Origin of the sequence: Xanthomonas sp. NCPPB 1067, assembly GCF_020783795.1 — a bacterium.
Lineage (GTDB): Bacteria > Pseudomonadota > Gammaproteobacteria > Xanthomonadales > Xanthomonadaceae > Xanthomonas > Xanthomonas melonis.
In genome coordinates, this window is record NZ_JAJGQG010000006.1 from 113808 (window position 1) to 140468 (window position 26661).

At 67.0% G+C, this 26661-nt stretch carries 24 protein-coding genes; 3 read left to right on the top strand and 21 right to left on the bottom strand.

Annotated features, from left to right (window positions below; all coding sequences use genetic code 11):
• Nucleotides 1–218: 218 nt before the first annotated feature.
• From LL962_RS07055 to lpxD, 5 genes are read right to left on the bottom strand one after another with little or no spacing between them, the layout of a single operon-like run.
• Nucleotides 219–935, bottom strand: a complete 717-nt coding sequence (locus tag LL962_RS07055) for a ribonuclease HII (protein WP_228316416.1) — start codon at nt 933–935, stop codon at nt 219–221.
• The gene (gene lpxB / locus LL962_RS07060; protein WP_228316417.1) at nt 932–2212 is read right to left on the bottom strand and encodes a lipid-A-disaccharide synthase; all 1281 of its coding nucleotides are present in this window, start codon (nt 2210–2212) and stop codon (nt 932–934) included. The genes LL962_RS07055 and lpxB overlap by 4 nt, the downstream gene beginning before the upstream one ends.
• Nucleotides 2209–3000: an acyl-ACP--UDP-N-acetylglucosamine O-acyltransferase gene (gene lpxA / locus LL962_RS07065; protein WP_104588059.1), complete on the bottom strand. Its 792-nt coding sequence runs from the start codon at nt 2998–3000 to the stop codon at nt 2209–2211. Before lpxA ends, lpxB begins: the two co-directional genes overlap by 4 nt.
• 24 nt (nt 3001–3024) lie before the next feature.
• The gene (fabZ, locus tag LL962_RS07070) at nt 3025–3486 is read right to left on the bottom strand and encodes a 3-hydroxyacyl-ACP dehydratase FabZ (protein ID WP_104588058.1); all 462 of its coding nucleotides are present in this window, start codon (nt 3484–3486) and stop codon (nt 3025–3027) included.
• Nucleotides 3483–4496, bottom strand: coding sequence for a UDP-3-O-(3-hydroxymyristoyl)glucosamine N-acyltransferase (lpxD, locus tag LL962_RS07075; RefSeq protein ID WP_104588057.1), 1014 nt, complete (start codon nt 4494–4496; stop codon nt 3483–3485). The genes fabZ and lpxD overlap by 4 nt, the downstream gene beginning before the upstream one ends.
• Before the next feature lie 128 nt (nt 4497–4624).
• Here lpxD and LL962_RS07080 point away from each other — a divergent pair, with 128 nt between their 5' ends.
• Entirely contained in the window at nt 4625–4819 is a 195-nt protein-coding gene (locus LL962_RS07080; RefSeq protein ID WP_104588056.1) for a hypothetical protein, read from the top strand.
• A 72-nt stretch (nt 4820–4891) separates the two neighbouring features.
• Here the strand turns inward: LL962_RS07080 and bamA are convergent, their stop codons facing one another.
• The 16 genes from bamA to LL962_RS07160 form a co-directional block, all read right to left on the bottom strand.
• Nucleotides 4892–7300 carry an outer membrane protein assembly factor BamA gene (gene bamA, locus LL962_RS07085; protein WP_167395378.1) on the bottom strand — a complete coding sequence of 803 codons (2409 nt, stop codon included), beginning with the start codon at nt 7298–7300 and terminating at the stop codon, nt 4892–4894.
• 83 nt (nt 7301–7383) lie between these two features.
• Nucleotides 7384–8730, bottom strand: coding sequence for an RIP metalloprotease RseP (rseP, locus tag LL962_RS07090; protein ID WP_228316418.1), 1347 nt, complete (start codon nt 8728–8730; stop codon nt 7384–7386).
• Between the two features lie 26 nt (nt 8731–8756).
• Nucleotides 8757–9947 (bottom strand): 1-deoxy-D-xylulose-5-phosphate reductoisomerase, encoded by a 1191-nt coding sequence (locus tag LL962_RS07095; RefSeq protein ID WP_228316419.1) that lies wholly within the window; start codon nt 9945–9947, stop codon nt 8757–8759.
• 2 nt (nt 9948–9949) lie between these two features.
• Nucleotides 9950–10777, bottom strand: a complete 828-nt coding sequence (locus LL962_RS07100) for a phosphatidate cytidylyltransferase (RefSeq protein WP_104588052.1) — start codon at nt 10775–10777, stop codon at nt 9950–9952.
• On the bottom strand, nt 10774–11535 hold the full coding sequence (uppS, locus tag LL962_RS07105; protein WP_228316420.1) for a polyprenyl diphosphate synthase: 762 nt from the start codon (nt 11533–11535) through the stop codon (nt 10774–10776). Before uppS ends, LL962_RS07100 begins: the two co-directional genes overlap by 4 nt.
• 17 nt (nt 11536–11552) lie before the next feature.
• Complete coding sequence (gene frr / locus LL962_RS07110) at nt 11553–12110, bottom strand: ribosome recycling factor (RefSeq protein WP_104588050.1); 558 nt, start codon at nt 12108–12110, stop codon at nt 11553–11555.
• 196 nt (nt 12111–12306) lie between these two features.
• Nucleotides 12307–13029, bottom strand: coding sequence for a UMP kinase (gene pyrH / locus LL962_RS07115; protein WP_104542672.1), 723 nt, complete (start codon nt 13027–13029; stop codon nt 12307–12309).
• Nucleotides 13030–13131: 102 nt separating this feature from the next.
• On the bottom strand, nt 13132–14655 hold the full coding sequence (locus tag LL962_RS07120; RefSeq protein WP_104588049.1) for a sensor domain-containing diguanylate cyclase: 1524 nt from the start codon (nt 14653–14655) through the stop codon (nt 13132–13134).
• Nucleotides 14656–14922: 267 nt separating this feature from the next.
• Nucleotides 14923–15801, bottom strand: a complete 879-nt coding sequence (gene tsf / locus LL962_RS07125) for a translation elongation factor Ts (protein WP_228316421.1) — start codon at nt 15799–15801, stop codon at nt 14923–14925.
• Nucleotides 15802–15968: 167 nt separating this feature from the next.
• A complete protein-coding gene (gene rpsB, locus LL962_RS07130; protein WP_104588047.1) occupies nt 15969–16772 on the bottom strand; it encodes a 30S ribosomal protein S2 in 804 nt (267 codons plus the stop codon).
• 389 nt (nt 16773–17161) lie between these two features.
• Nucleotides 17162–17887, bottom strand: a complete 726-nt coding sequence (locus LL962_RS07135; protein ID WP_228316422.1) for a fimbrial biogenesis chaperone — start codon at nt 17885–17887, stop codon at nt 17162–17164.
• 3 nt (nt 17888–17890) lie between these two features.
• Complete coding sequence (locus LL962_RS07140) at nt 17891–18196, bottom strand: hypothetical protein (RefSeq protein ID WP_104588045.1); 306 nt, start codon at nt 18194–18196, stop codon at nt 17891–17893.
• Nucleotides 18197–18261: 65 nt separating this feature from the next.
• Nucleotides 18262–19296 carry a Csu type fimbrial protein gene (locus LL962_RS07145; protein ID WP_228316423.1) on the bottom strand — a complete coding sequence of 345 codons (1035 nt, stop codon included), beginning with the start codon at nt 19294–19296 and terminating at the stop codon, nt 18262–18264.
• Nucleotides 19293–21641 (bottom strand): fimbria/pilus outer membrane usher protein, encoded by a 2349-nt coding sequence (locus tag LL962_RS07150; protein ID WP_228316424.1) that lies wholly within the window; start codon nt 21639–21641, stop codon nt 19293–19295. Before LL962_RS07150 ends, LL962_RS07145 begins: the two co-directional genes overlap by 4 nt.
• Before the next feature lie 16 nt (nt 21642–21657).
• Entirely contained in the window at nt 21658–22425 is a 768-nt protein-coding gene (locus LL962_RS07155; RefSeq protein ID WP_228316425.1) for a fimbrial biogenesis chaperone, read from the bottom strand.
• A gap of 8 nt (nt 22426–22433) precedes the next feature.
• Entirely contained in the window at nt 22434–22958 is a 525-nt protein-coding gene (locus tag LL962_RS07160; RefSeq protein ID WP_167395376.1) for a Csu type fimbrial protein, read from the bottom strand.
• A 318-nt stretch (nt 22959–23276) separates the two neighbouring features.
• Between LL962_RS07160 and map the strand changes: the two genes are divergently transcribed.
• Together map and LL962_RS07170 are read left to right on the top strand one after the other, a co-directional pair.
• Nucleotides 23277–24053, top strand: a complete 777-nt coding sequence (gene map / locus LL962_RS07165; RefSeq protein ID WP_104588041.1) for a type I methionyl aminopeptidase — start codon at nt 23277–23279, stop codon at nt 24051–24053.
• Complete coding sequence (locus tag LL962_RS07170) at nt 24050–26659, top strand: [protein-PII] uridylyltransferase (RefSeq protein ID WP_104588040.1); 2610 nt, start codon at nt 24050–24052, stop codon at nt 26657–26659. Before map ends, LL962_RS07170 begins: the two co-directional genes overlap by 4 nt.
• Nucleotides 26660–26661: the final 2 nt, after the last annotated feature.

Below are 26661 nucleotides of genomic sequence, written 5' to 3' on the forward strand. Positions count from 1 at the left end.
AGGAGCCGGGATCCGGGACCGGGGAACCGGAAAAGCAAAAGCGGGAATACGTGGCGGGACGCCACCCGCTGTTGCTGCTGCTGTGCTGTTGCTCTTCCGGGTCCCGAGTCCCGAGTCCCGATTCCCGGGTCCCGGGTCCCGGGTCCCGACCTCTAAAGCGGCGCCACCAGCTGCCCCACTTGCAGCTGTTCCGGGTCCCGGGTCCCGGGTCCCGACCTCTAAAGCGGCGCCACCAGCTGCCCCACTTGCAGATGTTCCGGGTCCCGGGTCCCGGGTCCCGGGTCCCGGCCTTCCCGGCTCTCCCGGCTTTCCAACGCCAACCGCACGGGCGCAAAACTGCGCCGGTGTTGCGGGCATGGCCCGTGGATCTGCAGCGCGGCCAGGTGTACCGGGGTGCTGTAGCCCTTGTGCTGATCGAAGCGATATTCCGGGTGCCGCGTATGCAGTTCGTGCATCAGCCGGTCGCGCGTCACCTTTGCCACGATCGAGGCGGCCATGATGGCGCGGTCCAGCGCGTCGCCACCGATCAATGCCTCGGCCGGGCAGGGCAGGCCCTTGGGCACGCGGTTGCCGTCGATGCGTGCGAAGCCGGCCACGTGTGCCACCCCTTCCACTGCGCGGCGCATCCCGAGCATGGTGGCCTGGTAGATATTGATGCGGTCGATCTCTTCGCTGTCGATCAGCACCACCGACCAGGCCAGTGCGCGGTCGACGATGCGTGCATATAGCTGCTCGCGCCGCTCGGCCGTGAGCTGCTTGGAGTCGTCCAGCCCGTTGATGCGGGGCTTGCGCGGGTCGAACACCACCGCCGCCACCGCCACCGGCCCGGCCAGCGGGCCACGGCCGGCTTCGTCGACGCCAGCGTAGAGCCGGGACCCGGGACCCGGGACCGGGGACCCGGGGAACAGCGTCAGCGCTGCCTCTACCGCTTTCATAGGGGACTTTCTGCCTCCCGGGTCCCGGGTCCCGGGTCCCGGGTCCCGACCAGCTCTGCGACCGCATCCGCTGCCCGTGCCGACGCATCGCGGCGCAACTCGGCATGCAGGGCCAGGTAGCGCGGCTGCAGGGCGGCGACTTTCTCCGGGTGCTTGAACCAGTCCAGCAGGGCCACGCACAGCCGTTCGGGGATGCAGTCGTCCTGCATCAGTTCCGGGGCGAGGTCGTCGTTGGCCAGGATGTTGGGCAGCGCATAGCGGTTGACCTTGAGCAGGCCCAGCGTCTTGACGATGCGATAGGTCAGCGGCGCGACCTTGTAGCCCACCACCATCGGGCGTTTGACCAGCATCGCTTCCAGCGTGGCGGTGCCCGACGCCAGCAGCACCACGTCGGCGGCCAGCATCGCGGTGCGCGCCTGACCGTCGAGCAGGTGCGAGCGCATCACCGGCAACGACGAGCGCGACAGCTGCTCGGCCAGCAGCTGCTTGCAGCCCGGGTTGGCGGCCGGCACCAGCACATGCAGGTTCGGCAGGTGTTCGGAGACCAGCCAGGCGGCCTGGAAGAAGGTATCGCCGAGGCGGCTGATTTCGCCATGCCGGCTGCCCGGCAGTACCGCCAGCACGGTACTGGAGGCGGACAGGCCCAGCGCGGCGCGTGCCGCCTCGCGGTCGGCCTGGTAGGCGATGTCGTCGGCCATCGGGTGACCGACGAAGCGCGCGTCCACGCCATGCTTGGCGTAGATCGGCGGCTCCATCGGAAACAGGCACAGCACCAGATCGGCGCTGACACCGATCTTTTCGGCACGCTTCTCGCGCCAGGCCCACACCGACGGGCTGACGTAGTGCACGGTCTTGATGCCGCGCTGCTTGAGCCAGCGCTCCACCGGCAGATTGAAGTCCGGCGCGTCGATGCCGATGAATACGTCCGGCTTCCACGCCAGCACGCGCTCGCGGAATGCGCTGCGCAGCTTGAGCAGGCGTGGCAGATGGCGCAGCACTTCGGTCAGGCCCATCACCGCCAGTTCGCTGGCATCGAACCAGGTCTGGCAGCCGGCCCCGCGCATCGCATCGCCGCCGATGCCGACGAATTCGGCATCCGGATAGCGCAGCCGCAGCTGCGCGATCAGTCCCGCGCCAAGAATGTCGCCAGAGGCTTCGCCGGCGATCAGCGCGATGCGGGGACCCGGGACCCGGGACCCGGGACCCGGAACAGCAACTGCGTTTGTGCTCTGCTTTTCCCGGGTCCCGGGTCCCGGGTCCCCGGTCCCGGTATTCATCGCAGCAACGGCCGTTCCGCCGCTTCGATGAATTCCAGCATGCCGCGCACGTCTTCGCTGTCCCTGGCCTGTTCGGCAAGCTGCGCCTTGGCGTCGGCCAGCGGCAGGCCGGCCACGTACAGCGTGCGGTAGGCGCGCTTGATCGCGGTGATGCGTTCGGCATCGAAGCCGCGGCGCTTGAGGCCTTCGCTGTTGATGCCGCGCGGGCGGCCCAACGAATCGCTGCCGACCATGGTGAACGGCGGCACGTCGCCATTGGTCAGCGCACCCATGCCCAGGAAGGCGTGCGCGCCGATGCGGCAGAACTGGTGCGCGCCGGCGAAGCCGCTGATGATCACGTAGTCGCCGACGCTGACGTGGCCGGCCAGCGTGGTGTTGTTGGAGAACACGCAGTGGTTGCCCACATGGCAGTCGTGCGCCACGTGCGTGTAAGCCAGCATCCAGTTGTCGTTGCCGACGGTGGTGATGCCGCCGCCGCCGCCGGTACCGCGGTTGATGGTGACGAACTCGCGGATCACGTTGCCGTCGCCGATCACCAGTTCGGTGCGTTCGCCGGCGTACTTCTTGTCCTGCGGCTCGCCACCGATCGCCGCGTGGCCGATGAAGCGGTTGTTGCGGCCGATCCGGGTCGGGCCGTGGATCGAGCAATGCGGGCCCACCTCGGTGCCTGCGCCGATCTCCACGTCCGCGCCGATCAGGCAGAACGCGCCGATGCGGACATCGTCGGCCAGCCGCGCCGATGGGTCGACGACGGCGGTGGGATGAATCAAGGGTGCTTGATCACGCATCGTGTCTCACCTCCAGAAAACGGATTATTCCTTGGCGCCGGCACACATGATCTCGGCGCTGGCCACGACCTCGCCGTTGACCTTGGCTTCGCCGTAATAGCATCCCATGTTGCGGATCAGGCGCTTCATCTGCACGTCCAGGATCAGCACATCGCCCGGCACCACCTGCTTGTTGAAGCGGGCATTGTCGACCTTGACCATATAGAACAGCTTGGACAACGCATCGCGCCCGAGGCCGAGCTGGGTCATCACGCCACCTGCCTGTGCCAGCGCCTCGATGATCAGTACGCCCGGCATCACCGGACGTGCGGGGAAGTGGCCCTGGAAGAACGGCTCGTTGATGCTCACGTTCTTCTGCCCGACGATGCGCTTGGCCTCCAGGTCCAGCTCGATGACCCGGTCGATCAGCAGGAACGGGTAGCGGTGCGGGATCAGCGTCTTGATCTGATTGACGTCGATCGGCAGTTCGTAAACGGGGTGACTCATGCGTTCTCCTTGCCCATAGCCAGGATGCGTCTTGCCAATGCATCGAGCTGTTTGAAGCGCGCGGCATTCTTGCGCCACGTGCGGTTGTCGGTGAGAGGGGTGCCGGACGAATACTCGCCCGGCTCATGGATCGAATTGCGCACCACCGACTTGCCGGTGATGACGACCCTGTCGCAGATTTCCAGATGACCGACCACGCCGACATGCCCGCCCAGCAGGCAATAGCGGCCGATCTTGGCGCTGCCGGCGATGCCGGTACAGCCTGCAATCGCACTGTGAGCGCCGATGCGGCAGTTGTGCGCGATCTGCACCAGGTTGTCCACGCGCACGTCCTCTTCCAGTACGGTGTCTTCCAGCGCGCCGCGGTCGATGCAGGTGTTGGCGCCGATCTCGCAATCGTCGCCGATCACCACCCCACCCAGCTGCGGCACCTTGATCCAGTGGCCAGCATCCATCGCCAGGCCGAAGCCGTCGGCACCGATCACCGCGCCGGGGTGAATGCGCACGCGCTTGCCCAGTCGCACCCGGGTCACCAGGGTGACGCGCGCGAGCAGTTCGCTGCCGTCGTCCACCACGCAGTCTTCGCCGATGATGCTGCCGGTACCGATCACGCAGCCATCGCCCACGCGGCTGCGCGCCCCGATGCTGACGAACGGGCCGATATGCGCGGTTGGCGAAATCTGTGCGCTGGGGTCGATCACCGCCGATGGATGGATGCCGGGCGCGCATAACGGCGCTACGTCGAACAGCGCGGCGATCTTGGCAAACGCGGTGTACGGGTCCTTGGCGACCAGCGCGGTGCCGCGCGCATCTGGCGCATCCTCGGCGCGCAGGACCACCACGGCCGCCTGGCTCTGACCCAATTGCGGCCGGTAGCGCGGATTGGACAGAAAGCTCAGTTGTCCGGCGCCGGCCTGTGCCAGGGTGGCGACACCACTGACTTCGACGGCGCTATCGCCGACGACGGTCAGACCAAATTGTTCGGCAATCGCACTGGCGGTCAAACGCATCAGGGTGAACCTCTCGTAAATGTGGGAGCGCCGTCTTAACGGGGAGAAAACACCATTAAACAGTTCCCAACAACGCCTGCGTATCCAGGGTCCTGTCGCAATCGAGCGGCGAATCCAGGAGCAAGCAAATGAAAACCGTTCTTTCCATCCTTGGTGGTCTGGTCATGATGGGCGCGGTCGCGAGTGCATCGGCCCAATCCTTCGATATCGAGCAGGGCAAGGCAACCGGTGAACAGCAGTTGCAGTGTCTCAGCCTGCCTGCCGACGCAATCGCCGGCTGCCTGTCCAATGCCGTCTCCACCTGGTTCGACAGCTGGTTCTGACCGGCCCCCATCCCACCGGCGATAGACGGGCGGCCCGCACACGCGGGCCGCCTTCCGTGCTGCGGTTGGCGTTTAGAACTGGCCGCCGAAGGTGAACTGCAGGCGCTCGATTTCGTCGTTGTCTTCCTTCTTCAGCGGGAATGCATAGCTGATCGAAATGGGGCCCACCGGCGCGCGCCACAACAGGGCCACACCGGTCGAGGCGCGCAATTCGTTGGCCTTGAAGTTGTCCACGCCGCTGTAGACGTTGCCGAAATCGAAGAACGCCGAGATACGCGCCGATGGGCTGTCGAACAGCTTGGGGAAATACATTTCCACCGAGCCCACGGTCTTGAACGAGCCGCCCAGCGGCTGGCCACGGTTGAAGCCGTTGATGGGTTCCGAACGCGGACCCAGGGTGTTGTCTTCGAAACCACGCACCGAGTTGGTACCGCCGGCGTAGAAGTTCTCGTAGAACGGCAGCCCGGTGGCGGTGACGCTGCGGATGCGGTTGCTGCCGTTGCAGGCCTGCTCGGTCAGGGTTGCATTGTTGACCACGCCGCAGATGTCGCGCGTGCTGTCCTTGCCGTAGCTGTCGCCGTAGCCGAGCTCGAAACGGGTGTTCAGCACCAGCGCCGGAATGATCGGCCAGTAGTTGGAGATCTGGTAGTTGAGCTTGTAGTACTCGACCGTGGAGCCGGGCAGGGTGGTTTCCAGGCCGACGCGCTGGAACATGCCGCGGGTCGGCATGAAGAAGTCGTTGCGGGTGTCGCGCGCCCAACCGAATTCGGTGCGCACGGCCTTGAAGGTATCCGTGCCCACCGCCCGGATGTAGTCCACGATCGCCTGCGGCGTGGTACCGGGAAAGGTGGTGATCTGGTTGCTGTCCACGCCCACCATCGCCGACACGGTGTCGTTTTCGGTGATCGGCACGCCGAAGATCACCTGCGCCGAGCCGTTCTTGCTGTTGAACTGCGCGGTGTTGAAGTCCGAGTAGTCCAGCGAACGCCACGACAGGTTGTAGCCCAGCGACACGCCGTCGTCGGTAAAGAACGGATTGGTGTAGGAGAACGCATAGCGCTGCTGGAAGGTGCTGCGCGAGGCCTCCACCGCCACCCGGTTGCCGCCGCCCAGGAAGTTGTTCTGCGACAACTGCACCGAGGTGGTCACGCCGAAGGCCTGCGAGAAGCCCAGGCCGAACACGAAGCTGCCGGAGGTGGTCTCCTTGACGTTGTAGACCACGTCCACCTGGTCGTTGCTGCCCGGCACGGCGGGGGTCTCCACGTCCACGCTCTCAAAATAGCCCAGGCGTTGCAGACGGATCTTGGAACGGTCGATCGCCGCCTGCGAGTACCAGGTGTTCTCGAACTGGCGCATTTCGCGGCGCAACACTTCGTCGGAGGTACGGCTATTGCCCTTGTAGAGGATGCGGCGCACGGTCACGCGCGGGCCGGGCACCACCTGCAGGTTCACTGCAACCGTGCGGTCCTCACGGTTCGGAGTGGGAATCGGGTTGACCTTGGCGAAGGCGTAGCCGACGTTGCTCAAGGTGTTGGTGATGGCGTCGGAGGTGTACTCCAGCAACGCGCGCGAGAAGATGTCGCCGGCCTTGGGAATGACCAGGCGCTCGATGTCGGCCTGCGGCAGCACGGTGTCGCCGGTGACTTTGATCTCGGAGATCTTGTACTGCTCGCCCTCGGTGACGCCGGCGCTGATGAACATGTCGCGCTTGTCGGGGCTGATCGACACCTGGGTGGAGTCGATGCTGAAGTCCACGTAGCCGCGGTCCAGGTACCACGAGTTGAGCTTCTCCAGGTCGCCGGACATCTTTTCCTTGGAGTACTGGTCGTCGCGGCGGTACCACGAGGCCCAGTTGTGCTCCTTGGACTCCCAGTTCTCCAGGATGTCCTCATTGGCGAACTTTTCCGTACCGATCAGGTTGACGTGGCGGATCTTGGCCGCCTTGCCTTCCTTGATCGCGATGGCCACATCCACGCGGTTGCGGTCCAGCGGGCTCACCGTCGGGGTGATCTCGACGTTGTACTTGCCGCGGTTGTTGTACTGGCGGGTCAGTTCCTGGGTCACCCGGTCCAGGCTCAGCCGATCGAAGGTGCCGCCTTCGGACAGGCCGATGTCGCCCAGGCCCTTGAGCAGTTCCTCGGACTTGATGTCCTTGTTGCCAGTCACGGTGAGCTTGTTGATCGCCGGGCGTTCCTTGACCGTGATCACCAGGATATTGCCCTGGCGGTCCAGCTGTACGTCCTCGAAGAAGCCGGTGCGGTACAGCGCCCGGATCGAATCGGCCACCTTGGCATCGTCCACGGTGTCGCCACGGTTCACCGGCAGATAGGTGAACACGGTGCCGGAAGCGATGCGCTGCAGGCCGTCCACGCGGATGTCGCTGGCGACGAACGGCTCGGCGGCCAGGGCTGCGGCGGCTGGCAGGCTGAGGCCGGCGGCAAGAGCGAGGGCAAGCAGGCGGCGAGTGGGAAGACGCGTCATGTCACATCCGGTTGGAGTCGATTGCGGGTGTTGCTGGGTGCCGGCGTATGACGACGACAACAGGCGGAAAGAGTGGAGCAGCTTCATCGTGGAACCAGGCCAAGGATGTCGTTGTAGAACGCCAGTCCCATCAAGCCTGCCAGGACCGCCAGGCCGACATATTGCCCGGCAATCATGGCCCGTTCGCTGATCGGGCTGCCCTTGATCAACTCGATAAGGTAATACAGCAGATGCCCACCGTCCAAGATTGGGATGGGCATCAGGTTGATGATCGCCAGGCTCAGCGACAGCAGGCCGAGAAAATACAGGAACCAGTCGAGCCCGCGTTCGGCCGAGGCGTTGGCTGCGCGCGCGATGGTGACCGGGCCGGAGATGTTCTTGACCGAGGCCTGGCCGGTCAGCATGCGCTTCATCATGCCCAGCGAGTCGGCGGTCATCCTGCCGGTCTCGCGGATGGCCGCCGGCACCGCCGCGAAGACGCCGTACTGTTGGCGGCTGTCGTAGGGCGGCGCGGCCGGCGCCGCCGGGCGCACGCCGATCATCCACTGGCCCTGCGGGGACTTGCGCGGAGTCACTTCCAGCGCCAGGCGGTCTTCGCCGCGGGTCACTTCGATCATGCCCGGTCCACCGTGCTCGCCCAGCGTCTGTACCTGGGGGGCGATGTCCTGGGCCGCGCGGGTCGGCTGGCCGTCGATGGCCAGGATGCGGTCGCCCGGCTTGAGCAGGCCTTCGGCCGCCGAGCCGGGCACGACCTCGGCGATCACCGGCGGCTGCAGCATGAACTGCCAGCCGATCCCGGCCAGCGACGCCACGCGGCGTTCGTCGAAGCCGACCGGCAGCTGCGACAGACGCAGGCTGTGTTCGCGGGAGCCGGCGCCTTCGGCCACCGTGCGCACCTGGATGTCGCGCCGGTCCATCGCTGCCGTGGTCAGCTGCATGCTGGCATCGCTCCAGCTGCTCACACTGCGGCCGTCGATACCGACGATGCGCTCGCCCGGGCGCAGCCCGGCTTCGGCGGCCAGACCATCGGCGCTGCCGACGGTGGCCGAATAATCCTGCTTGCCGACCACGAACATCGCCCACAGCATCGCCATGCACAGCAGCAGGTTGGCGATCGGGCCGGCGGCGACGATGGCGATGCGCTGCCAGACGGTCTTGCGGTTGAAAGCCTGATCCTGCTCGGCCGGGTGCACGTCGCCTTCGCGCTCGTCGAGCATCTTGACGTAGCCGCCCAGCGGAATGGCGGCCACCACGAACTCGGTGCCATGGCGGTCGCGGCGCATCCACAGCGGCTTGCCGAAGCCCACCGAGAACCGCAGCACCTTGACCCCGCAGCGGCGCGCGACCCAGAAATGCCCGAATTCGTGGAAGGTCACCAACACGCCCAGGCTGACGATCATCCACCAGACCGACCCGATGAAATCACCCATGGATGCAACTCGGCTGCGTAGGACGGTCAGGCATGAAGAGCGTAATGGGCCAGGGCGCGTTCAGTGATCTGCCGCGCTTGCGCATCGGCAGAAAGCAGGGTGTCCAGGGAGTCGGCAGGGTGCCGGGGGAGCGTTGCCAGTGTGTGTTCGACCAACGCGGGGATCGCTAGGAAACCTATTTGGCCCTGAAGAAACGCTGAAACGGCCACTTCGTTGGCCGCGTTCAGGATGGCCGGGGCGGTTCCACCGGCGCGCAGTGCGTCCCAGGCCAGGCGCAGGCAGGGGAAGGCGTCCGTATCCGGCGCCTCGAACTCCAGCCGGCCGTGCTGCAACAGATCCAGCCCGGAAACCCCGGAATCGATCCGCTCCGGCCATGCCAGGCCGACCGCCAGGGTGGTGCGCATGTCCGGCAGGCCGAGCTGGGCCAGGGTGGAACCATCGACGAATTCGACCAGCGAATGCACCAGGCTCTGTGGATGCACCAGCACGTCGATCTGCGTGCCGGACAGACCGAACAGATGATGCGCCTCGATGACCTCCAGGCCCTTGTTCATCAGGGTCGCCGAATCCACCGAAATCTTCGGTCCCATCGACCATTTGGGGTGCGCCACCGCCTGTGCGGGCGTCACGGCCGACAATGCGGCCCGATCCCAGCCGCGGAACGGGCCGCCGGAGGCGGTCAGGATGACCCGACGCACACCGGCACTGGCATCGCACGAACGCAGGCACTGGAAGATGGCGCTGTGCTCGCTGTCGATGGGGATGATGTCGGCGCCGGCCGCGCTCGCGGTATGGGTCAGGAGTTCGCCCGCCAGCACCAGCGACTCCTTGTTGGCCAGCAACAGGCGCTTGCCGGCGCGCGCGGCGGCAAGCGTAGAGGGCAGGCCGGCGGCACCCACGACCGCGGCGACCACGGTGTCGCAGGCATCGCTGCCGGCCAGCGCATCCAGCGCTGCGCTGCCGGCATGCGCCTGGGTGGCGAGACCGGCGGCGCGCAGGCCGTCGCGCAGCGCCGGGTACAGCGTGGCGTCGGCGATCACTGCATGCGCGGGCCGGTGGATGGCGCACAGGGCCAGCAAGGCCTCGACCTGGCGGCCGGCCGACAGCACGCTGGCGCGCAGCCGGCCCGGGTGGCGCGCGATCACATCCAGTGCCGACGTGCCGATCGAACCGGTGGCGCCGAACACGGCAACCTGGCGGGGAGAAGGTCCGGCCATGCTCAGAATCCGAGAATTTCCTTGCCGAGTGCGAACACCGGCAGGGCGGCGAGGACGCCATCGATACGGTCCAGGACGCCGCCATGGCCCGGAATCACCGTGCCCGAGTCCTTCGCGCCGGCGTGGCGCTTGAGCAGGCTTTCGAACAGGTCACCGAGCACCGAGGCCAGCACGGCGACCGCGGCAACCAGGATCAGCTGCGGGGCGTGCGACAGCGTCAGCCCGGCCAGCCAGCCGAAGGCGCAGGCGACCACGATCCCGGCCAGCATGCCGCCGATCAGCCCTTCGATGGTCTTGTTGGGGCTGATCCGCGGCGCCAGCTTGTGTTTGCCGAACGTGCGCCCGGCGAAATACGCACCGGAGTCGGCCGCCCACACCATGGTCAGCGCGGTCAGCAACCACAGGTTGCCCTTGTCCGGACTGGCATGCAGCACCACCAGCGCGGCCCATGCCGGCAACACCGCCAGCGAACCGGCCGCCAGCTTGAGCGCGCGCGCCTGGCCGTTGCCGTGATCGGCGCCGAAGGTGAAAAATCGCAGCCAGGCCAGCGCCAGCACCCACCACACCACGCCCACCAGCGCGGCGATCTGGAACAGCACCATGGAGCCGGCCGAGGCCCACACCATCAGCACCATCAGCAGCAGGTTGAGCATCAGCAGCACGGTGCGCGGCAGGCTGTCGTCGATGCCGGAGAGCTTGAGCCACTCCCACAGGCCGGTCAGGAACAGCACCGCCGCCAATGCGGCCAGCCACTGGGTGGGCAGCAGGACGATCGCGCAGATGGCGAGCGGCGCCATGATCAGCGCGGCGATCACGCGGGTCTTGGTCATGCCAGGGTGGTCTCCGTCGCCTGCACGGCGATCTGGGCGCTGGTCAGGCCGAAGCGGCGTTCGCGTCCGGCGTAATCGTCCAGCGCCTGCTGCAGCACGCTGGCATCGAACTCCGGCCACAGGGTCTCGGTGAACCACAGCTCGGTATAGGCCAGCTGCCAGAGCAGGAAGTTGCTGATGCGGGTGTCGCCACCGGTACGGATGAACAGGTCCGGGGCCGGCAGATCCGCCAGGGCGACCCGGCTGGCAAGCAGGGCCTCGTCGATCTGCTGCGGTTGCAGGCGGCCGGTGGCGACCTCTTCGGCCAACGCGCGCGCGGCCTGCGCGATGTCCTGGCGGCCGCCGTAGCTGGCGGCAATGCTCAGCACCAGCCGCGCGTTGCCGGCGGTGGCACGCTCGGCGGCGGCCATGCGCTCGCGCAGCGCCGCGGCGAAGCGGCTGCGTTCGCCGATGAAGCGCACCTGCACGCCGCGGCGCTGCAGCTCGTCGACCTCGCGGTCCAGCGCATGCAGGAACAGCTTCATCAAGGCGTCCACTTCTTCCTGCGGGCGGCCCCAGTTTTCGCTGGAGAACGCGAACAGGGTCAGTGCGCCGACGCCCTTTTCCAGGCAGAAGTCGATGGTGCGGTTGACCGCCCGCGCACCGGCGCGGTGGCCGATCATGCGCGGACGTCGGCGACGCTGCGCCCAACGCCCGTTGCCATCCATGATGATGGCAAGATGGCGCGGCACCGCGTCGTTGGGAGGGGCTGGATGCATGGCAGGCGATGCCACGATCAGACCGTCATCAATTCCTGTTCCTTGGCCTTGACGACCTCATCCACGTCCTTGATGGCCTTGTCGGTCAGTTTCTGGATCTCGTCCTCGGAACGGCGCACCTCGTCCTCGGTGACCGCCTTGTCCTTGAGCAGATCCTTGACCTGCTGGTTGGCGTCGCGGCGGATGTTGCGAATGGCCACCTTGGTATCCTCGCCTTCGCCATGCACGGCCTTGCTGAGCTCCTTGCGGCGCTCTTCGGTCAGCGGAGGCAGGTTGAGACGGATCACGGTTCCCACCACGGTCGGGGTCAGGCCCAGATCCGAGGCGTAGATGGCCTTCTCGACATCCTTGATCATGCCCTTGTCGAACAGGGTGATGACCAGCGAGCGGCCTTCGGACACGCTGATGCTGGCGACCTGATTGAGCGGAGTGTCGGTGCCGTAGGCCTTGACCTTGATGCCGTCGAGCAGGGCCGGCGACGCGCGGCCGGTGCGCACCGTGGTCAGGGAATGGCGCAGAGCATCGATGCTCTTGGTCATGCGCGTGAGCGCGTCTTGTTTGATCTGGGTGAGCATCGCCGGAATCCGTGTGGAGCTGAATCCGGGGATTATAGCCGGGACTGGGGTTTCACGACTCGCGGGTCGCAAGGACCCGCGCAGCCGGTTCACTCGCCGCCCCGTCTTGATGCCGGGTAAGGGGTTGGAGATCGCTGCGCAGCCTGCAGCACTGGGTGCTTGCAAATCCCCAATCCCGACTCCCGAATCCCCAGCCTCAGCTCCGGCCCTGCACCAGGGTGCCGATCTGCTCGCCGCGCAGGATGCGCAGCAGCACGCCGGGCTCGCTCATGCCGAAGATGCGCAGCGGCAGGTCACTGTCGCGCGCCAGTGCGAAGGCGGCGGTATCCATCACTTCCAGGCCCTGCAGGATGACCTCGTCATAGGTGAGGCTGTCGTAGCGCACCGCGTCGCTGTGCTTCTTGGGGTCCTTGTCGTAGACGCCATCGACCTTGGTCGCCTTCAGCAGCAGATCGGCGCCGATCTCGATCGCGCGCAGCGCGGCACCCGAGTCGGTGGTGAAGAACGGGTTGCCGGTGCCGGCGGCGAAGATCGCGATGCGGCCCTTTTCCAGGTGGCGCATGGCGCGACGGCGGATGAAGTCTTCGCAGACGTCGTTGATCTTGATCGCGCTCATCACGCGCACCTTGGCGCCGAGCTTTTCCAGTGCGTCCTGCATCGCCAGCGCGTTGATCACCGTGGCCAGCATGCCCATGTGATCGCCGGTGACGCGGTCCATGCCGCTGGCGGCCAGGCCGGCGCCGCGGAAGATGTTGCCGCCGCCGATCACCAGGGCCACCTGCGCACCGGCCTGCTGGGCCTCGATCACTTCCAGGGCCAGGCGGTTGATGACCTTGGGATCGATGCCGTAATCCCCGTCTCCCATCAGCGCCTCCCCGGAAAGTTTGAGAAGAATGCGGCGATAGGAAAGTTCGGACATGGGAGGCCTCGGGGGTGGGGGATCGGCAAACGCCGGCAATTCTAGCGGAAGCCTGCCGCCGGGCGTGCTAAAAGTTCCTTTGGCCTGGACCGGCGTGCGCGCTCAATGCGCCCGCGGGCTCGGTGCAGCGGTGAGCTCGGTCGCGTCGTAGGCAGTGACGCGGTTGCGGCCGCGGTGCTTGGAGCGATACAGCGTGCTGTCGGCCGCCTGCAGCAGATGATCGATGCTGTCGAACTGGCGCTCGACGCCGCCATGCGTGGCCAGGCCCGCCGAAAACGTGATGTGCAACGGCCCGCCTTGCAGCTGCGCCATCGGCGTGCGGCCGGTTTCGGCCAGGATGCGCTCGATCACCATCAACGCCGCTTCGGCCGGAGTGTTGGGCAGGATCACCAGGAATTCCTCGCCGCCGTAGCGCGCGACCAGATCGCTGGTGCGCACCATGCGCTGCAGCGTCTGCGCGAAGTTGCGCAACACCTCGTCGCCCACCAGGTGGCCGTGCGCATCGTTGACGCGCTTGAAGTTGTCCAGATCGATGAAGGCGATCGACAGCGGCCAACCCTGGCGCGAAGCCAGATCGAACTCATGCGCCAGGGCAGTGCCGAGCTGGTGCCGGTTGAACACCCCGGTCAATGCGTCGCGGCTGGCCTGTTCGGTCAGATGGCGCATGCGGTTTTCCGATTCGTCGGCGTGGCGACGCGCCTCGGCCACCTCCTGCAGCTCGCGCAGGTTGCGCAGCATCGCCAGTTCGCGCGCCTGCTCGAAGATCATCTGGATGTGTTCGGGCTGCGGCACGCGGATGTCGAACAGCGCTTCGAGCTCGGGCAGCGATTCGGCGATGCGTTCGATCACCTTTTCGAAGCGCTCGGCGTCCAGCTCCAGTACGTCCTGCGCCTGCCGTTGTGCGTGTTCGGTGGCGGCGGCCGCGCTGGCCGACAGCCAGATGTCGGCCAGGCGTCCGGACAGCGCCACGCAGGCCATGAAGGGCTCCAGGCTGGCCGGATCCTCTTCGCTCTGCGCGATCGCATTCTGCAGATAGGGCGGCAGCTGCCACTGATGCGCCAGCCAGGCGCCGACTTCCGCATGTGTGGCGCCCAGATGTTCGCGCTCGGCCTGCAGCAACGCGGCGTTGTCCGGTGCCTGTTCGAACAATGGCGTATAGGTCTCAGGCGCACCCTGCAGCAGCGCCAGCGTGCCGATATCCTGCAGCAGCCCGGCCAGCATCAATTCTTCCGGCTTGCGGATGCCATACGCCTGGCCGAGGATGCGGCTGGCCAATGCCGATAGCCCGGCGCGGCGCCAGATGCGCTCGTGCAAGGGATGTGCTGTGAAGGTGCTGCGCACGCCATGCACCATCGAGAACCCCAGCGCCAGGCTCAAGGTGGCGTTGAGGCCGAGCATGGTCAGTGCCTGGCCGAGATTGTCGATGCGGCGGCGGCTGGCGTACAGCGGCGAATTGGCCACCCGCAGCATGCGCGCGCTCAAGGCCATGTCCATGCCGATGACATTGGCCGTGGTGGTCATGTCCACGTCCGGATCCTGCGCCAGCTCGATGATGCGCAGCGCGACGCCGGGCGGCGAGGGCAGGTTGCGGCAGTAGTGAAGGGCGGCCTGGAGATCTGGTTGCATGAGTCATCGCCGACAGTGGGCGCCAGCATACCGCCGCGCTCGTTTGAATGGGCGCGCCATGCTCCGCGTTCGCCGTCGGCGGCAACGCGTGCGCGAAAGACGCTGGAAGCCTGGTCGCCACCCAGGTTGTAACGGCCACCGCCGGGACATCTGTAGCCTGGCGGTCGATCGGGCGCGACGGCGGTGCGCGCGCTGGACGCGCCTGCGCAGCGGTAGCAGGCACAAAAAAGCCGCGGCATGCCGCGGCTTCTTCGGGTGTCGCAACGATCAGGCCAGGCCGGCCTGCTTCATCACTTCGGCGGCGTAGTCTTCCACCACCTTCTCGATGCCTTCGCCCACGGCCAGGCGCTGGAAGCCGATGACCTCGGCGCCGGCGGCCTTGACCGCCTGCTCGACGGTCTGGTCGGTGTTGAGCACGTACGGCTGGCCGTACAGCGTCACTTCGTTGACGATCTTGCTGATCTTGCCGCTGATGATCTTTTCCAGGATCTCGGCCGGCTTGGCCTTGTCCTTTTCGGACATCTTGGCCAGTTCGATTTCCTTTTCCTTGGCAACGAACTCGGCCGGCACGTCGGAGGCCTTGATGTGCGGGGGATTCATCGCGGCGATATGCATGGCGATGCCGCGGGCCAGCTCGCTGTCGCCGCCCTTCAGCTCCACCAGCACGCCGATGCGGCCGCCGTGCACGTAGGCAGCGACGTTGTTGGCGCTGTCGATACGGACCAGGCGACGCACCTGCAGGTTCTCGCCGACCTTGGCGATGACCGCCGCGCGACGCTCTTCGATGGTCTCGCCGCTGTCCAGCTTGACGCTCTTGAGCGCTTCGGCATCGGCCGCGTCCGCGTTCAGTGCGGCCTTGGCGACGACTTCAGTGAAGGCGAGGAAGTTCTCGTCCTTGGCGACGAAGTCGGTTTCGGAGTTGACTTCGACCAGCACGGCCTTGCCGCCGGTCTGCGCGGTGGCGATGCGGCCTTCGGCGGCAACGCGATCGGACTTCTTGTCGGCCTTGGCCAGGCCCGACTTGCGCAGCCATTCGGCGGCGGCGTCGATGTCGCCAGCGTTTTCGACGAGTGCCTTCTTGCACTCCATCATGCCGGCGCCGGTGCGCTCGCGCAGTTCCTTGACCAGGGAAGCAGTGATTTCCACGGGATTACCTCATTGGACGAATACGTGCGGCGGAGTGTTTCCGCCAGTAGAAGACGGTGCAGCGTGCTGACCGCCCCCATGGTGTCTTCGATAGCCCGGACGACGGGACGCGACGGACCCGTCGGGGCTGCGGCCGCACAGCATGGTGCGGCCGCATTGCAGGCCGATTACTCGGCAGCGGCGTCAGCGGACTTCTTGTCGCCCTTCTTGGCCGGGGCGCGGCGGCCCTTGCCTTCGTCGGCGGATTCGGCCGAGAACTCTTCCTCGCGCACCGACGCGGCGTTCGGCGCGGCGGCCTTGCCTTCCAGCACGGCATCGGCAGCGGCGCGAGCGTACAGCTGCACGGCGCGGATGGCGTCGTCGTTACCCGGGATGGCGTAGTCGACCAGGGCCGGATCGTAGTTGGTATCGACCACGGCGATCACCGGGATGCCGAGCTTCTTGGCTTCCTTGATGGCGATGTCTTCATGGCCGATGTCGATCACGAAGATGGCGTCCGGCAGACGGTTCATTTCCTTGATGCCGCCCAGCGAGGCATCCAGCTTCTCGCGCTCGCGGCGCAGGCCCAGCACTTCGTGCTTGACCAGCTTGTCGAAGGTGCCGTCGGTCTCTGCCGATTCCAGTTCCTTCAGGCGGGCGACCGACTGCTTGACGGTGCGGAAGTTGGTCAGCGTGCCGCCCAGCCAGCGCTGGGTCATGAACGGCATGCCGCAGCGCTCGGCTTCTTCCTTGATGGATTCGCGCGCGCTGCGCTTGGTGCCCAGGAACAGCACGGTGCCGCGCTTCTGCGCGACCGAGGACAGGAAGTTCATCGCGTCGTTGAAGAGCGGAACGGTCTTCTCGAGGTTGATGATGTGGATCTTGCCGCGTGCGCCGAAGATGTACGGCGCCATCTTGGGGTTCCAGTAGCGGGTCTGGTGGCCGAAGTGGACGCCGGCTTCCAGCATCTGACGCATGGTGACCTGAGGCATTGAAAAAACTCCTGGTAGCGGAATCGCCGTGCGCGGCTCGGACTTTTTTAAAGAGTCCGCACATGGAGGTGCGGGCCGCTGCGAGAGACTCGCATCAAAACGCACACGATTCCGGGGTTGGGCTTCCCTGTTGCCTCCGTGGCGAACCCCTTGTGGGGGCACCCCGGCACGGATGGCGGCAGCAGGTGTGGATTCGTCGGTGACGTCCGACGTGGACGGCGCGATGCATCGCAGGACGCAAAACAGCCGGCGGAGTATAGCCGGCCGGTTGGCGTGGCGCAATTGGCGGGAATCGGGAATCGGGAATCGGGAATCGCAGAGCCTGGTTCGCTCGAGCGTTCACCAGTCCACGATCAGTTGACGCGATCCGCCTTCCCCATTCCCGGGCCTCAATTGCCGATTCCCGGCTCCACCGCCAAGGTACTTTCGATCTCGCTGTTGATCCGGGCCACCACGCGGCCGCGACCGGCCGGGAGGTCGGTCGGCAGCGGCCAGTGCCGGGTCTGCCCCGGCAGGATGTAGCCGGCCAGGTTGTCACGGATGCTGCGACGGCTACCGCCGGCATCGATATAGGCCAGGTCAGCCAGGCGCGCGTGGCGCAGCCCCGCGTTGTGGACGCGTAGGGTGCGGCCCATGCCGCGCCCCGAGACCGTGGCCTGCAGCGCCGGATGCGGGTCTGCGGCCTGGGCGGGCAGGGCGAACACCGGCGTGGAGTAGCGCAGCAACTGGCTCTCGCCGCTGTCGGCATGCTGGGTCACCACCAGCCGGTAGCTGTCTTCGGTCTGTGCCGGACTGGGGGTCAGCCGGATCACCCGCAGCAACTGCCGGCCCTGCGGGGGAATCTCGAAGTGGCCGGGGCTGACCGTGGCGCCGGTGGCCGGTTCCAATATCTCGCGCTCGCCATCCTGGCGCCAGCGGTAGAGCTTGGCATCGGCAGGCCATGGCAGGGCCGCCTGGTTGTACAGCCAGACCGCGGTCTGGTCGCTGTCGGCCGGAATATAGGCGGTGGTCGGCGCGATCGCGATCTCGGCTCCGGTCGCAGCGCCAAGGGCCGCAAGACAGGCCAGCGTCAGGACCAGGGCAGGCAGCATGCGGCGCGTGAGGACGGTGGCCATGGCTCAGAAGGCGATGGTGGTGACGCGCGCAGCGTCGGCGGGAGCTGGGCCGGCCAGGGCGCTGGCGTCCTGACCAGTGGTGGACGCAGCGTCGTCGGCGCTGCGTGCTGGCGGCGCGATCGCCATGGGCGTGCCCCTGGAGCAGCTGGCGCGCGGTGGCGTGGTGCGCAGTTCGCAGCCGCTGAGCAGGCGCAGGCCGATGTGCAGGGTGGAATTCTCCGGCCCGCGGTTGCCGGCCGCGTAGGCCGCCGGCGCGCCGCAAACCAGGGTGGCCAGCATCAGGCGCTGCAGAAAGGCGATCGGCGTCATAAGGCAATCGTTTGCACTGGAGTCGTAGCAGATAACGACGCCGCCGAAGCGAACTTTATTAACTGTCAGTAAGTGATCGAGACGGTCACCGTGTCGTTGTAGTTGCCGGCGATCGGCAGTTGCGGAGCGGGCGCACGCCCGTAGACGGTGACCGTCTGGGCCACGCCATTGCCGGTGCCGGCCAGGGTATCGACCCCGATCGTGCTGCCCCAGCGGTTGCTGCGCCCGGCGTCGCGGTACAACTCATAGACGATGTAGTTGGCGCTACTGGCGTGGCGCATGCGGCGGCCCCCCCCGCTGGCATTGCTGCCGAGATCCAGGCCGATGTTCCAGGCGGTACGGTTGGTGCAGGCCAGGCTGATGGTGGAGCTGCGGTCGATGGCGCTTTCGATGCTGCCGGCGATGCTGCCGAAATCCAGGTCGGTGGTGACATAGGTATTGCAGCGCGCCGGCACGTTGGCCGATGCGGTGAACGGGAAGGCATTGCTGGCGGTCTTGGTGCCGCTGCCGGCGGCATTGCAGTCGGCGGGCTGCTGGATGCCGCCGATGATGCTTTCGTTGTAGGCGTAGCGCACCACCGTATCGGCGCCGCCGAAGGTGCTGGTGTGGTTGCCCACCGACAGGATCTGGTTGCCCGGGATGCGCCCGTACAGCGTGACGGTGGTGGTTTGGGAGCCGCCGGTGATGACCGGGACCGGATAGGCGAAGGTGAGAACCAGGGGCGATGGCGTGGTCGAGCCGGTCGCCCCCCAGATCTGGGTACGCGCCGCATCGCTGTAGATCTGGTAGCCCAGGCTGTCGCCGGTGGCATTGCTCATGCGTCGCGGTGTGTACACGCCGGCACTGGCGCTGCCGGCGCCCAGGTCCAGGCACAGCGTCACCCGCGCGTTGCCCAGCACGCTGAGCGCGGCGGTGGCGCAGGACACATTCAAGGTGGCCACCCCATCGGTGGCGCCGTTGGCGGCCACGTTGCCGAATGCCAGCGGCGTGCCCAGGGTGACGGTGCAGACGGTGTCGGCCCGCGCCACGGCGCAGGGTGCCAGCCACAGCATGGCCAGGATCAGCACCAGCAGCGCGCCGCGGCGTCCATGCATGGTCATGGCGCTCGCTCGGGCAGGCAGGGCAGCGGACCCACCCGCGGAATGCCGCCTGCAACCGCGGGGTAGGTGAACGTCGCAACGCAACGTCCCTGGGGCGTGTCGACCAGGATGCGGTTGTCGCCGCGCAGGTTGTCCAGATAGGTTTCGCCGTCGTAGCCGACCACCACCTGTGCGGCGTCGCCCTCGCGCTGCGCCACGCTGCCGACCGGCAGCGCTGCACCGGTGGCGTCGTGCAGCACGATGACCGCTGCCTGCACGCGGGTGATGCCGAAGCGCACCGCCACGCCGGATTGCTGGCGCGGGGTGACCGTGGTGTCGACCCGGTCCACGCGCAGCTCGGCCGGCAGGTCCAGAGTGTCGATCGAGAGCTGGTTGCGTTGCCAGGATTGCAGGGGCGTCACCAGCAGCGTGCCGCGTGCGTCGGTCACGCCGATCAGGCGGTTTTCCAGCCGGACCGGGATGCCGGCCTGCCCATCGGTGGACACCACCGCAAAGGAGTCCTGGATGTCGCGCGCCGCGAAACCGCGCCCGTTCATCCAGACCAGGCTGCCGCTGGCGCTGGCGTAGCCGAACGTGTCGCCGTCCTGGCTGGCCGCGCCCAGCGTGTAACGGCCCACCCGGTTCAACCAGCCCAGTTCGGCCAGTCCGCCACTGGCGTCGTCGCCGGCGCGCCCCTGTACGCGCCAGCCGATGCCCCCCAGATCGCCATCGCCGGGTAGCGGCTGGCTGACGTCGGCCACCAGACCGGTGCGGTTGCCGTTGCGCTGCATCGAGGCACTGGCCTGGCGCAGCTCGCCGAAGGTGGTGGACAGCGACAGATACATGCTGCGGTCGCTGCGTACGTCCAGGTTCTGGTTGGCCGACAGGTTGGCCGCCCAGTTGCGCCCGAAGCTGCGCGACCAGAACACGCTGGCGTAGCGCGAGGTGTCGCCCTGCGGGTAACTCAGCCGGACATAGCTGGTGCCCAGCGAACCGATCGACGACAGGTTGACGCCGGCCACCGCGCGGTCGCTGATGCGCGCTGGCACGCTGCCTTGCAGCGCGCCCAGATCGCGATAGGCGCCGTGGGTACGCTGGGTGCCCAGGTTGAAGTTGAAGCGGCGGTTGTTCCAGGCATAGCCCAGCACGTACTGGCCGCCGCGCAAGTCGTGCATGCGGCTATGCGCGTAAGCGGCATTGATCACGCCGCCGGCGCCGAGCAGCCAGATGCCGCCGGCACCGGCGGTGACCACGCCACCACCGGCTTCGGTGTGCGCCTCGATGGTGAAGTCGTCGCGCAGGCCGCGGCGCAGGGTGGCGCTGGCCACCGGTTGAGAGGCGTAGGAGAACGAGCGCACCCCGTAATCGCGGCGCAGATGGCCGATGCCGGCCGACCATTCGGAGATGCCGCGCGCCAGCAATTGCGGCGTGCCATAGAAGGCGAAGTCCAGGCGGCGCACGCGGCCGAAGGCGTCGGTCACCACGATCTGGGCCTGCCCTGTGCCGCTGATGCCCGGTTGCGCGGCCAGCTGGAAGGGGCCGGCCGGCACCTGGCCGCTGTACTGGCGTAGGCCATCGACATACAGCTCCACCGTGGAGGGCACGGCCGCTTCGCCGAGAAAGCTCGGCGTCGGGGTCAGCACCCGATACGGTTGCAGGGCGTAATTGCGCCCGATCTGCACCCCGCCCAGGCGGATCGAGCGGCTCCAGTCGACGAAGCCGCTATAGAAATCGCCGACCCGCAGGCTGGTGGCGGTTTCGGGAAAATCCATCTGCCAGGCGCTGTCCAGGCGCACCGCCTCGCTGCGCCAGCGCTCGTCCTGGGGGCGGTCGTAAGCCAGAAAGACGGCAGTGGTATCGATCATGCCGCGGCCGATGCCGAAGCCGCGCAGCTCGGTGGCCAGCGACACGCTGCTGGCGCCGGTGTTGCGCGTGGCGTACAGGTCGTAATTGAGCAGCGCGCCGGGCGAGGCGGTCGCATCGGGTGGGGCGATCTCCTCGGCCTTCAACACCGTGGTGGACAGCGACAACTGCGCCAGCGGCACCTGCAGGGCGAGTCGCTGCAATGCGGCGTCGTAGCGCACCTGCGCATCGGGCAGGCTGTCCAGTTCGATCGTTTCCTCGGGTGCGCGGTCGGCCAGTACGAAGCCGAGCTTGCGCAGCGTTTCGACCGAGCCACGCAGGCGGCCATCCACCAGTTCGAACGGTGCCAGGCCGCGATCGGCCTGATTCAGGGTGACATCGAGATACAGCGTCTGCGGTTGGGCAGCAGCGCTGCGCACGGGCAGGTCCGGCAGCGTGGTCATATCGGCCAGATCGCTGGCCGCGACGGTGCCCGGGCAGCCGGTGGTGGCGAGCAGCAGCATCGCCAGCAGGGCCGCATCACGGGGCTGCAGGCACGGCCAGCAAGGTGCGTTCGTCGGCCTCACCATTGATCCTTGCGACGATGGAGCCGCGCGCGAACTGCGCCACCGGGGCGCCCAGCGACCAACGCATGGTCTGGCCGGGCAGGACATAGCCGACCAGGCCGTTCAACGCGGTCCTGGTGGCGCCGTCGACGCGATGCTGCAGGTCCGCGACCTGGGCATGCCCGTCGCCGGTGTTGCGGATCTGGATCTGCGCCGTGCCGTCGTTGCCGGCGATCACCTCCGCGCTCAGCTTCGGTGTCGGCTCGCCCTTGCCGGGCGGCAGCACGAAGATCGGCACCGAATAGCGCAGCACGAACTGCATGCCCTTGCGGTCGGCGTCGGCGCTGGGCAGTTCGTCGACGATGATGCGGTAGCACCGTTCCTCGCCCGTCGGCGGTGGCCCGGCACGGATCACCCGGATCAGCTGGCGTTCGCCGGCGGCCAGGGTGCGCATCGGCGGGCTGACCAGCAACTCCTGGGTCGGCTCGAGCTGGTCCTGGCCGTCGCGCTGGGTCCAGCGATAGGCGCGGGTCTGTACCTGTACCGGCGCCCCGCCGCTATTGCTCAGCCACAGCCCGTCGGCAGACTGTTCCGCGCTCAGGCTGAGCGAGGTCGGCGCCAGCTGCAGGCTGGCCGCGTGCGCCGCCGGCAACATCCAGCCGCTACCGGGCACCAGCAGCAGCGCCAACACGGCCGGGATCAGCCAGGGCGGCAGGCGGAATGGCAGGGGGGGCAGTGGCATGCGTGGCCTCAGTAGATGATCGTGGCGGTGATCGTGTCCTGGTAGCTACCGGTGGCGGGGTTGTTGGCCGAGGGGTTGGTCACGCGGCCGTAGACCGGGTAGACCTGATTGATGCCGGTAGCGGTGCGGCTGAGCGTGTTGGTGCCGGTGGTGCTGCCCCAGACGGTGCTGCGGCCCAGATCCTGGTAGAGCTGGTAGGCGATGTAGTTGTTGGTGGTGACCAGCGGATCGGCGTTCTTCATCCGGCGGGTGGTGACGTCGTTGGCGGTGCCCGCGTTGCTGCCTGCGCTCAGTGCGATGTTGTAGGGAGTCAAGGCGGTGCATTGGGCGGTCACGCTGCCGTTGGCATCGGCATTGGCAGTCGAGGTCGACAGCACCGAACCGAAGTCCACGTCGGTAGCGGAAGCGGCGGTGATGGTGCAGGCCTTGGTCACGGCGATCTTGACGTTGAAGGTGGTGGTATCTGCTGCGTTCGCGACGCCGACGATCGAGAACAGGCCGAGGGACAGCAGGACAGGGCGGACAGTACGCATGGACATTTCCTTGACCGGTCAGGTCATTGATGACGCGACCACTCGTCGCACCCCATGCAATGCATCCGCCGTGCCAAACATAACGGCGAATTCAGCTTGCATCTACCTGTTTTCGCTGGCGCTTTTGTCGGAAATGCGATGTCTTGCGCATGACTTCGCTGGTGCGTAATTTGACGCTGCGTGCACACCGTCACGGATGAATAGGGGGTTAGTGGCGGTTTCCTGCTGCCCGGTCTGCTTGCGCAGCGGCCCGGCGGCGCTCAAATAAGCCGGGTGCGGGTCGTTCAGATTCAGCCCGAATCGGCGATAATCCCCGCCATGAGCGTCAATCTGAAAACCAAAGAAGAAATCGAACTGATGCGTATCGCCGGCCGCCTGGCCGCCGAGGTGCTCGACGTGGTGGCCCCGCATGTGAAACCGGGGGTGACCACGGCCGAGCTGGACCGCATCTGCCACGACCACATCATCAACGTGCAGGGCACCATTCCTGCCAACGTGGGCTATCGCGGCTTTCCCAAGAGCGTGTGCACCTCGGTCAACAACGTGATCTGCCACGGCATTCCAAGCGCAGCCAAGGTCCTGAAGGAGGGCGACATCGTCAACATCGATGTCACCGTCATCAAGGATGGCTGGCATGGCGACACCAGCCGAATGTATTACGTGGGCACGCCCTCGGTGATGGCCAAACGGCTGGTGGAAACCACGTATGAAGCCATGTGGCGCGGCATCCGTGCGGTCAAGCCGGGCGCCACGCTGGGCGACGTGGGCCATGCGATCCAGAAGTTCGCCGAAGCCGAGCGCTTCAGCGTGGTGCGTGACTATTGCGGCCACGGCATCGGCAAGGTCTACCACGACGAGCCACAGGTGATGCATTACGGCCGTCCGGGCGAGGGCCTGGTGCTCAAGCCGGGCATGACCTTCACCATCGAGCCGATGATCAACGAAGGGACCTATCACCATAAGACCCTGCCCGACGGCTGGACCGTGGTGACCAAGGACCGCAAGCTGTCCGCGCAGTGGGAACACATGGTGGCCGTCACCGAAGACGGCGTGGATGTGCTGACGCTGTCGGCCAATTCGCCCGCGCCGGTATGACGGACGCGCCGGCGGAGCGACCCGACCCGGGCGTCGCCGGCGACGCGGACTGGGCCGCTCAGGCCCGTCCGCTGCTGGTGCATGCGGACATGCGCCTGTGCAAACGCTTCGATCAGGGCGAGCCGATCGAGCGGCTGGTGGCCCTGCGCGCGCGCGCAGTCGATCAACTGATGCGCAACGCCTGGATCCGCTGCATCCCGGCCGAGAGTGGCCTGTCGCTGCATGCGGTGGGCGGCTACGGGCGCGGTGAGCTGTTCCCGCGCTCGGATGTGGATGTGCTGATCCTCGGCGAGGGCGCCGCCCAGCAGCAGCATGAGCAGGCGCTGGCCCGCCTGTTCGCATTGCTATGGGATGTGGGCCTGCCGATCAGCCATGCGGTGCGTTCGCCCGCGCAGTGCACTGCTGCCGCCGCTGACCAGACCGTGTTGACCGCGTTGATCGAATCGCGCCCATTGGTCGCCGACGGCGCCGCGCGTGCGGCCCTGACGGCGGCGATCGCGCCGCAGCGGGTCTGGCCGCCGCGCGATTTCTTCCAGGCCAAACGCGAGGAATTGCTGGCGCGTCACCAGCGCTTCGGTGATACCGCCGACAACCTCGAGCCCGACATCAAGGACGGCCCGGGCGGCCTGCGCGATCTGCAGACGCTGGGCTGGATGGCATTGCGCGCGTTCGGGGTCAAGGATCTCGAGGCCCTGGTCGGCCTTGGGCATGTGGGTTTCGATGAAGCGGTGGCGCTGCGGCGCGAGCGCGAAGAACTGGCGCGGCTGCGCTTCGGCCTGCACATCGTCGCCAACCGTCCGGAAGAGCGCCTGCGTTTCGATTACCAGAAGACCCTGGCGCAGCGCCTGGGCTATGCCGACGACCTGGAAAGCCTGGGCGTGGAAAAGATGATGCAGCGCTTCTACCGCAGCGCTGCGGTGATCCGTCGCGTCAGCGACCGGTTGTTGCAACGGTTCGAAGAGCAATTCGATGGCGAGGCGGTGCCCGAGCCGCTGGGCGCTGGTTTCAGCCTGCGGCGTGGCTATCTGGCCGCCGATGCCGACAGCTGGCCCGAGGGCGATGTGCTGCAGGTGTTCGCGCTATTCGCGCAATGGGCGGCGCATCGCGAGGTGCGTGGGCTGCATTCGCTGACTGCGCGCGCGCTGGCCGAGGTGCTGCACGAGCTGCCGGCCTACGACGTGGCCGATGCGGCCACACGCGAGCGCTTCATGGCGCTGCTGCGCGGCCCGCGTGCGGTGGAAACGCTCAACCGCATGGCGCGGCTGGGCGTGCTGGGGCAGTGGATTCCCGCCTTCGCCAGCGTCTCCGGGCGCATGCAGTTCGATCTGTTCCACGTCTACACGGTGGACCAGCACACCTTGATGGTGCTGCGGAACATCGCCCTGTTCGCTGCCGGCCGCGCCGACGAGCGTTTTTCGATCACCCATGAAGTCTGGCCGCGCCTGCGCAAGCCGGAGTTGCTGTTGCTGGCCGGGCTGTTCCACGACATCGCCAAGGGCCGTGGCGGCGATCATTCCGAACTCGGGGCGGTGGATGCGCGTGCGTTCTGCCTGGCGCATCGCCTGAGCGAAGGCGATACCGAGCTGGTGACCTGGCTGGTGGAGCAGCACCTGCGCATGTCGGTCACCGCGCAGAAGCAGGACATCTCCGACCCTGAGGTGATCCATCGCTTCGCCACGCTGGTGGGCACGCGCGAGCGCCTGGATTACCTCTATCTGCTGACCTGCGCCGATATCGCCGGCACCAGTCCCAAGCTGTGGAATGCGTGGAAGGATCGCCTGTTGGCCGACCTGTATTTCGCTGCACGTCGCGCCTTGCGCGAGGGGTTGGAACACCCGCCGCCGCGCGAGGAACGCCTGCGCGAAGCGCGCGAATCGGCGCGTGCGCTGATGCAGGCGCAAGGGCATGACGATGTCACCATCGATCGTCAGTTCGCCGGCATGCCGGACGAGAACTTCCTACGCTTCCGGCCCGAGCAACTGGCCTGGCAGGCCGCCTCGCTGATCGAGGTGGAGATCGGCCAGACCCTGGTCAAGGCGCGGCGCGCGGTGCCGGACAACGATGCGCTGGAAGTGTTCGTGTACTCGCCCGACCGCGACGGCCTGTTCTCGGCGATCGTGGCCACGCTGGACCGCAAGGGCTACGGCATCCACCGCGCGCGCGTGCTGGACGCACCGCACGATGCGATCTTCGACGTGTTCGAAGTCTTGCCGCAGGACAGCTTCGCAGATGGCGACCCGCAGCGGCTGGCCGCCACCTTGCGCCAGGTGCTGGCAGGCGACCTGGCGAAGGTGCGGCCGGCGCGGCGCGCGGTACCGCGCCAGCTGCGGCATTTCCGCTTCGCCCCACGGGTGGAGTTCAGTGAAAGCGCCGGCGGGCGCCGCACCCGTATCAGCCTGGTCGCACCCGACCGCCCCGGCCTGCTCGCCGATGTGGCACACGTGTTGCGCATGCAGCACCTGCGCGTGCACGACGCACGCATCGCCACCTTCGGCGAGCGTGCCGAAGACCAGTTCCAGATCACCGACGAGCACGACCGCCCGTTGTCCGAATCCGCCCGGCAGGCCCTGCGCGATGCGTTGTGCGCCTGTCTCGACCCCGCCTAGTA

Excerpts from the sequence above, each read along its gene's own strand:
- LL962_RS07055 (WP_228316416.1), bottom strand. The coding sequence starts at position 935 with ATGAAAGCGGTAGAGGCAGCGCTGACGCTGTTCCCCGGGTCCCCGGTC.
- lpxB (WP_228316417.1), bottom strand. The coding sequence starts at position 2,212 with ATGAATACCGGGACCGGGGACCCGGGACCCGGGACCCGGGAAAAGCAG.
- lpxA (WP_104588059.1), bottom strand. The coding sequence starts at position 3,000 with ATGCGTGATCAAGCACCCTTGATTCATCCCACCGCCGTCGTCGACCCA.
- fabZ (WP_104588058.1), bottom strand. The coding sequence starts at position 3,486 with ATGAGTCACCCCGTTTACGAACTGCCGATCGACGTCAATCAGATCAAG.
- lpxD (WP_104588057.1), bottom strand. The coding sequence starts at position 4,496 with ATGCGTTTGACCGCCAGTGCGATTGCCGAACAATTTGGTCTGACCGTC.
- LL962_RS07080 (WP_104588056.1), top strand. The coding sequence starts at position 4,625 with ATGAAAACCGTTCTTTCCATCCTTGGTGGTCTGGTCATGATGGGCGCG.
- bamA (WP_167395378.1), bottom strand. The coding sequence starts at position 7,300 with ATGACGCGTCTTCCCACTCGCCGCCTGCTTGCCCTCGCTCTTGCCGCC.
- rseP (WP_228316418.1), bottom strand. The coding sequence starts at position 8,730 with ATGGGTGATTTCATCGGGTCGGTCTGGTGGATGATCGTCAGCCTGGGC.
- LL962_RS07095 (WP_228316419.1), bottom strand. The coding sequence starts at position 9,947 with ATGGCCGGACCTTCTCCCCGCCAGGTTGCCGTGTTCGGCGCCACCGGT.
- LL962_RS07100 (WP_104588052.1), bottom strand. The coding sequence starts at position 10,777 with ATGACCAAGACCCGCGTGATCGCCGCGCTGATCATGGCGCCGCTCGCC.
- uppS (WP_228316420.1), bottom strand. The coding sequence starts at position 11,535 with ATGCATCCAGCCCCTCCCAACGACGCGGTGCCGCGCCATCTTGCCATC.
- frr (WP_104588050.1), bottom strand. The coding sequence starts at position 12,110 with ATGCTCACCCAGATCAAACAAGACGCGCTCACGCGCATGACCAAGAGC.
- pyrH (WP_104542672.1), bottom strand. The coding sequence starts at position 13,029 with ATGTCCGAACTTTCCTATCGCCGCATTCTTCTCAAACTTTCCGGGGAG.
- LL962_RS07120 (WP_104588049.1), bottom strand. The coding sequence starts at position 14,655 with ATGCAACCAGATCTCCAGGCCGCCCTTCACTACTGCCGCAACCTGCCC.
- rpsB (WP_104588047.1), bottom strand. The coding sequence starts at position 16,772 with ATGCCTCAGGTCACCATGCGTCAGATGCTGGAAGCCGGCGTCCACTTC.
- LL962_RS07135 (WP_228316422.1), bottom strand. The coding sequence starts at position 17,887 with ATGGCCACCGTCCTCACGCGCCGCATGCTGCCTGCCCTGGTCCTGACG.
- LL962_RS07140 (WP_104588045.1), bottom strand. The coding sequence starts at position 18,196 with ATGACGCCGATCGCCTTTCTGCAGCGCCTGATGCTGGCCACCCTGGTT.
- LL962_RS07145 (WP_228316423.1), bottom strand. The coding sequence starts at position 19,296 with ATGACCATGCATGGACGCCGCGGCGCGCTGCTGGTGCTGATCCTGGCC.
- LL962_RS07150 (WP_228316424.1), bottom strand. The coding sequence starts at position 21,641 with ATGCTGCTGCTCGCCACCACCGGCTGCCCGGGCACCGTCGCGGCCAGC.
- LL962_RS07155 (WP_228316425.1), bottom strand. The coding sequence starts at position 22,425 with ATGCCACTGCCCCCCCTGCCATTCCGCCTGCCGCCCTGGCTGATCCCG.
- LL962_RS07160 (WP_167395376.1), bottom strand. The coding sequence starts at position 22,958 with ATGCGTACTGTCCGCCCTGTCCTGCTGTCCCTCGGCCTGTTCTCGATC.
- map (WP_104588041.1), top strand. The coding sequence starts at position 23,277 with ATGAGCGTCAATCTGAAAACCAAAGAAGAAATCGAACTGATGCGTATC.
- LL962_RS07170 (WP_104588040.1), top strand. The coding sequence starts at position 24,050 with ATGACGGACGCGCCGGCGGAGCGACCCGACCCGGGCGTCGCCGGCGAC.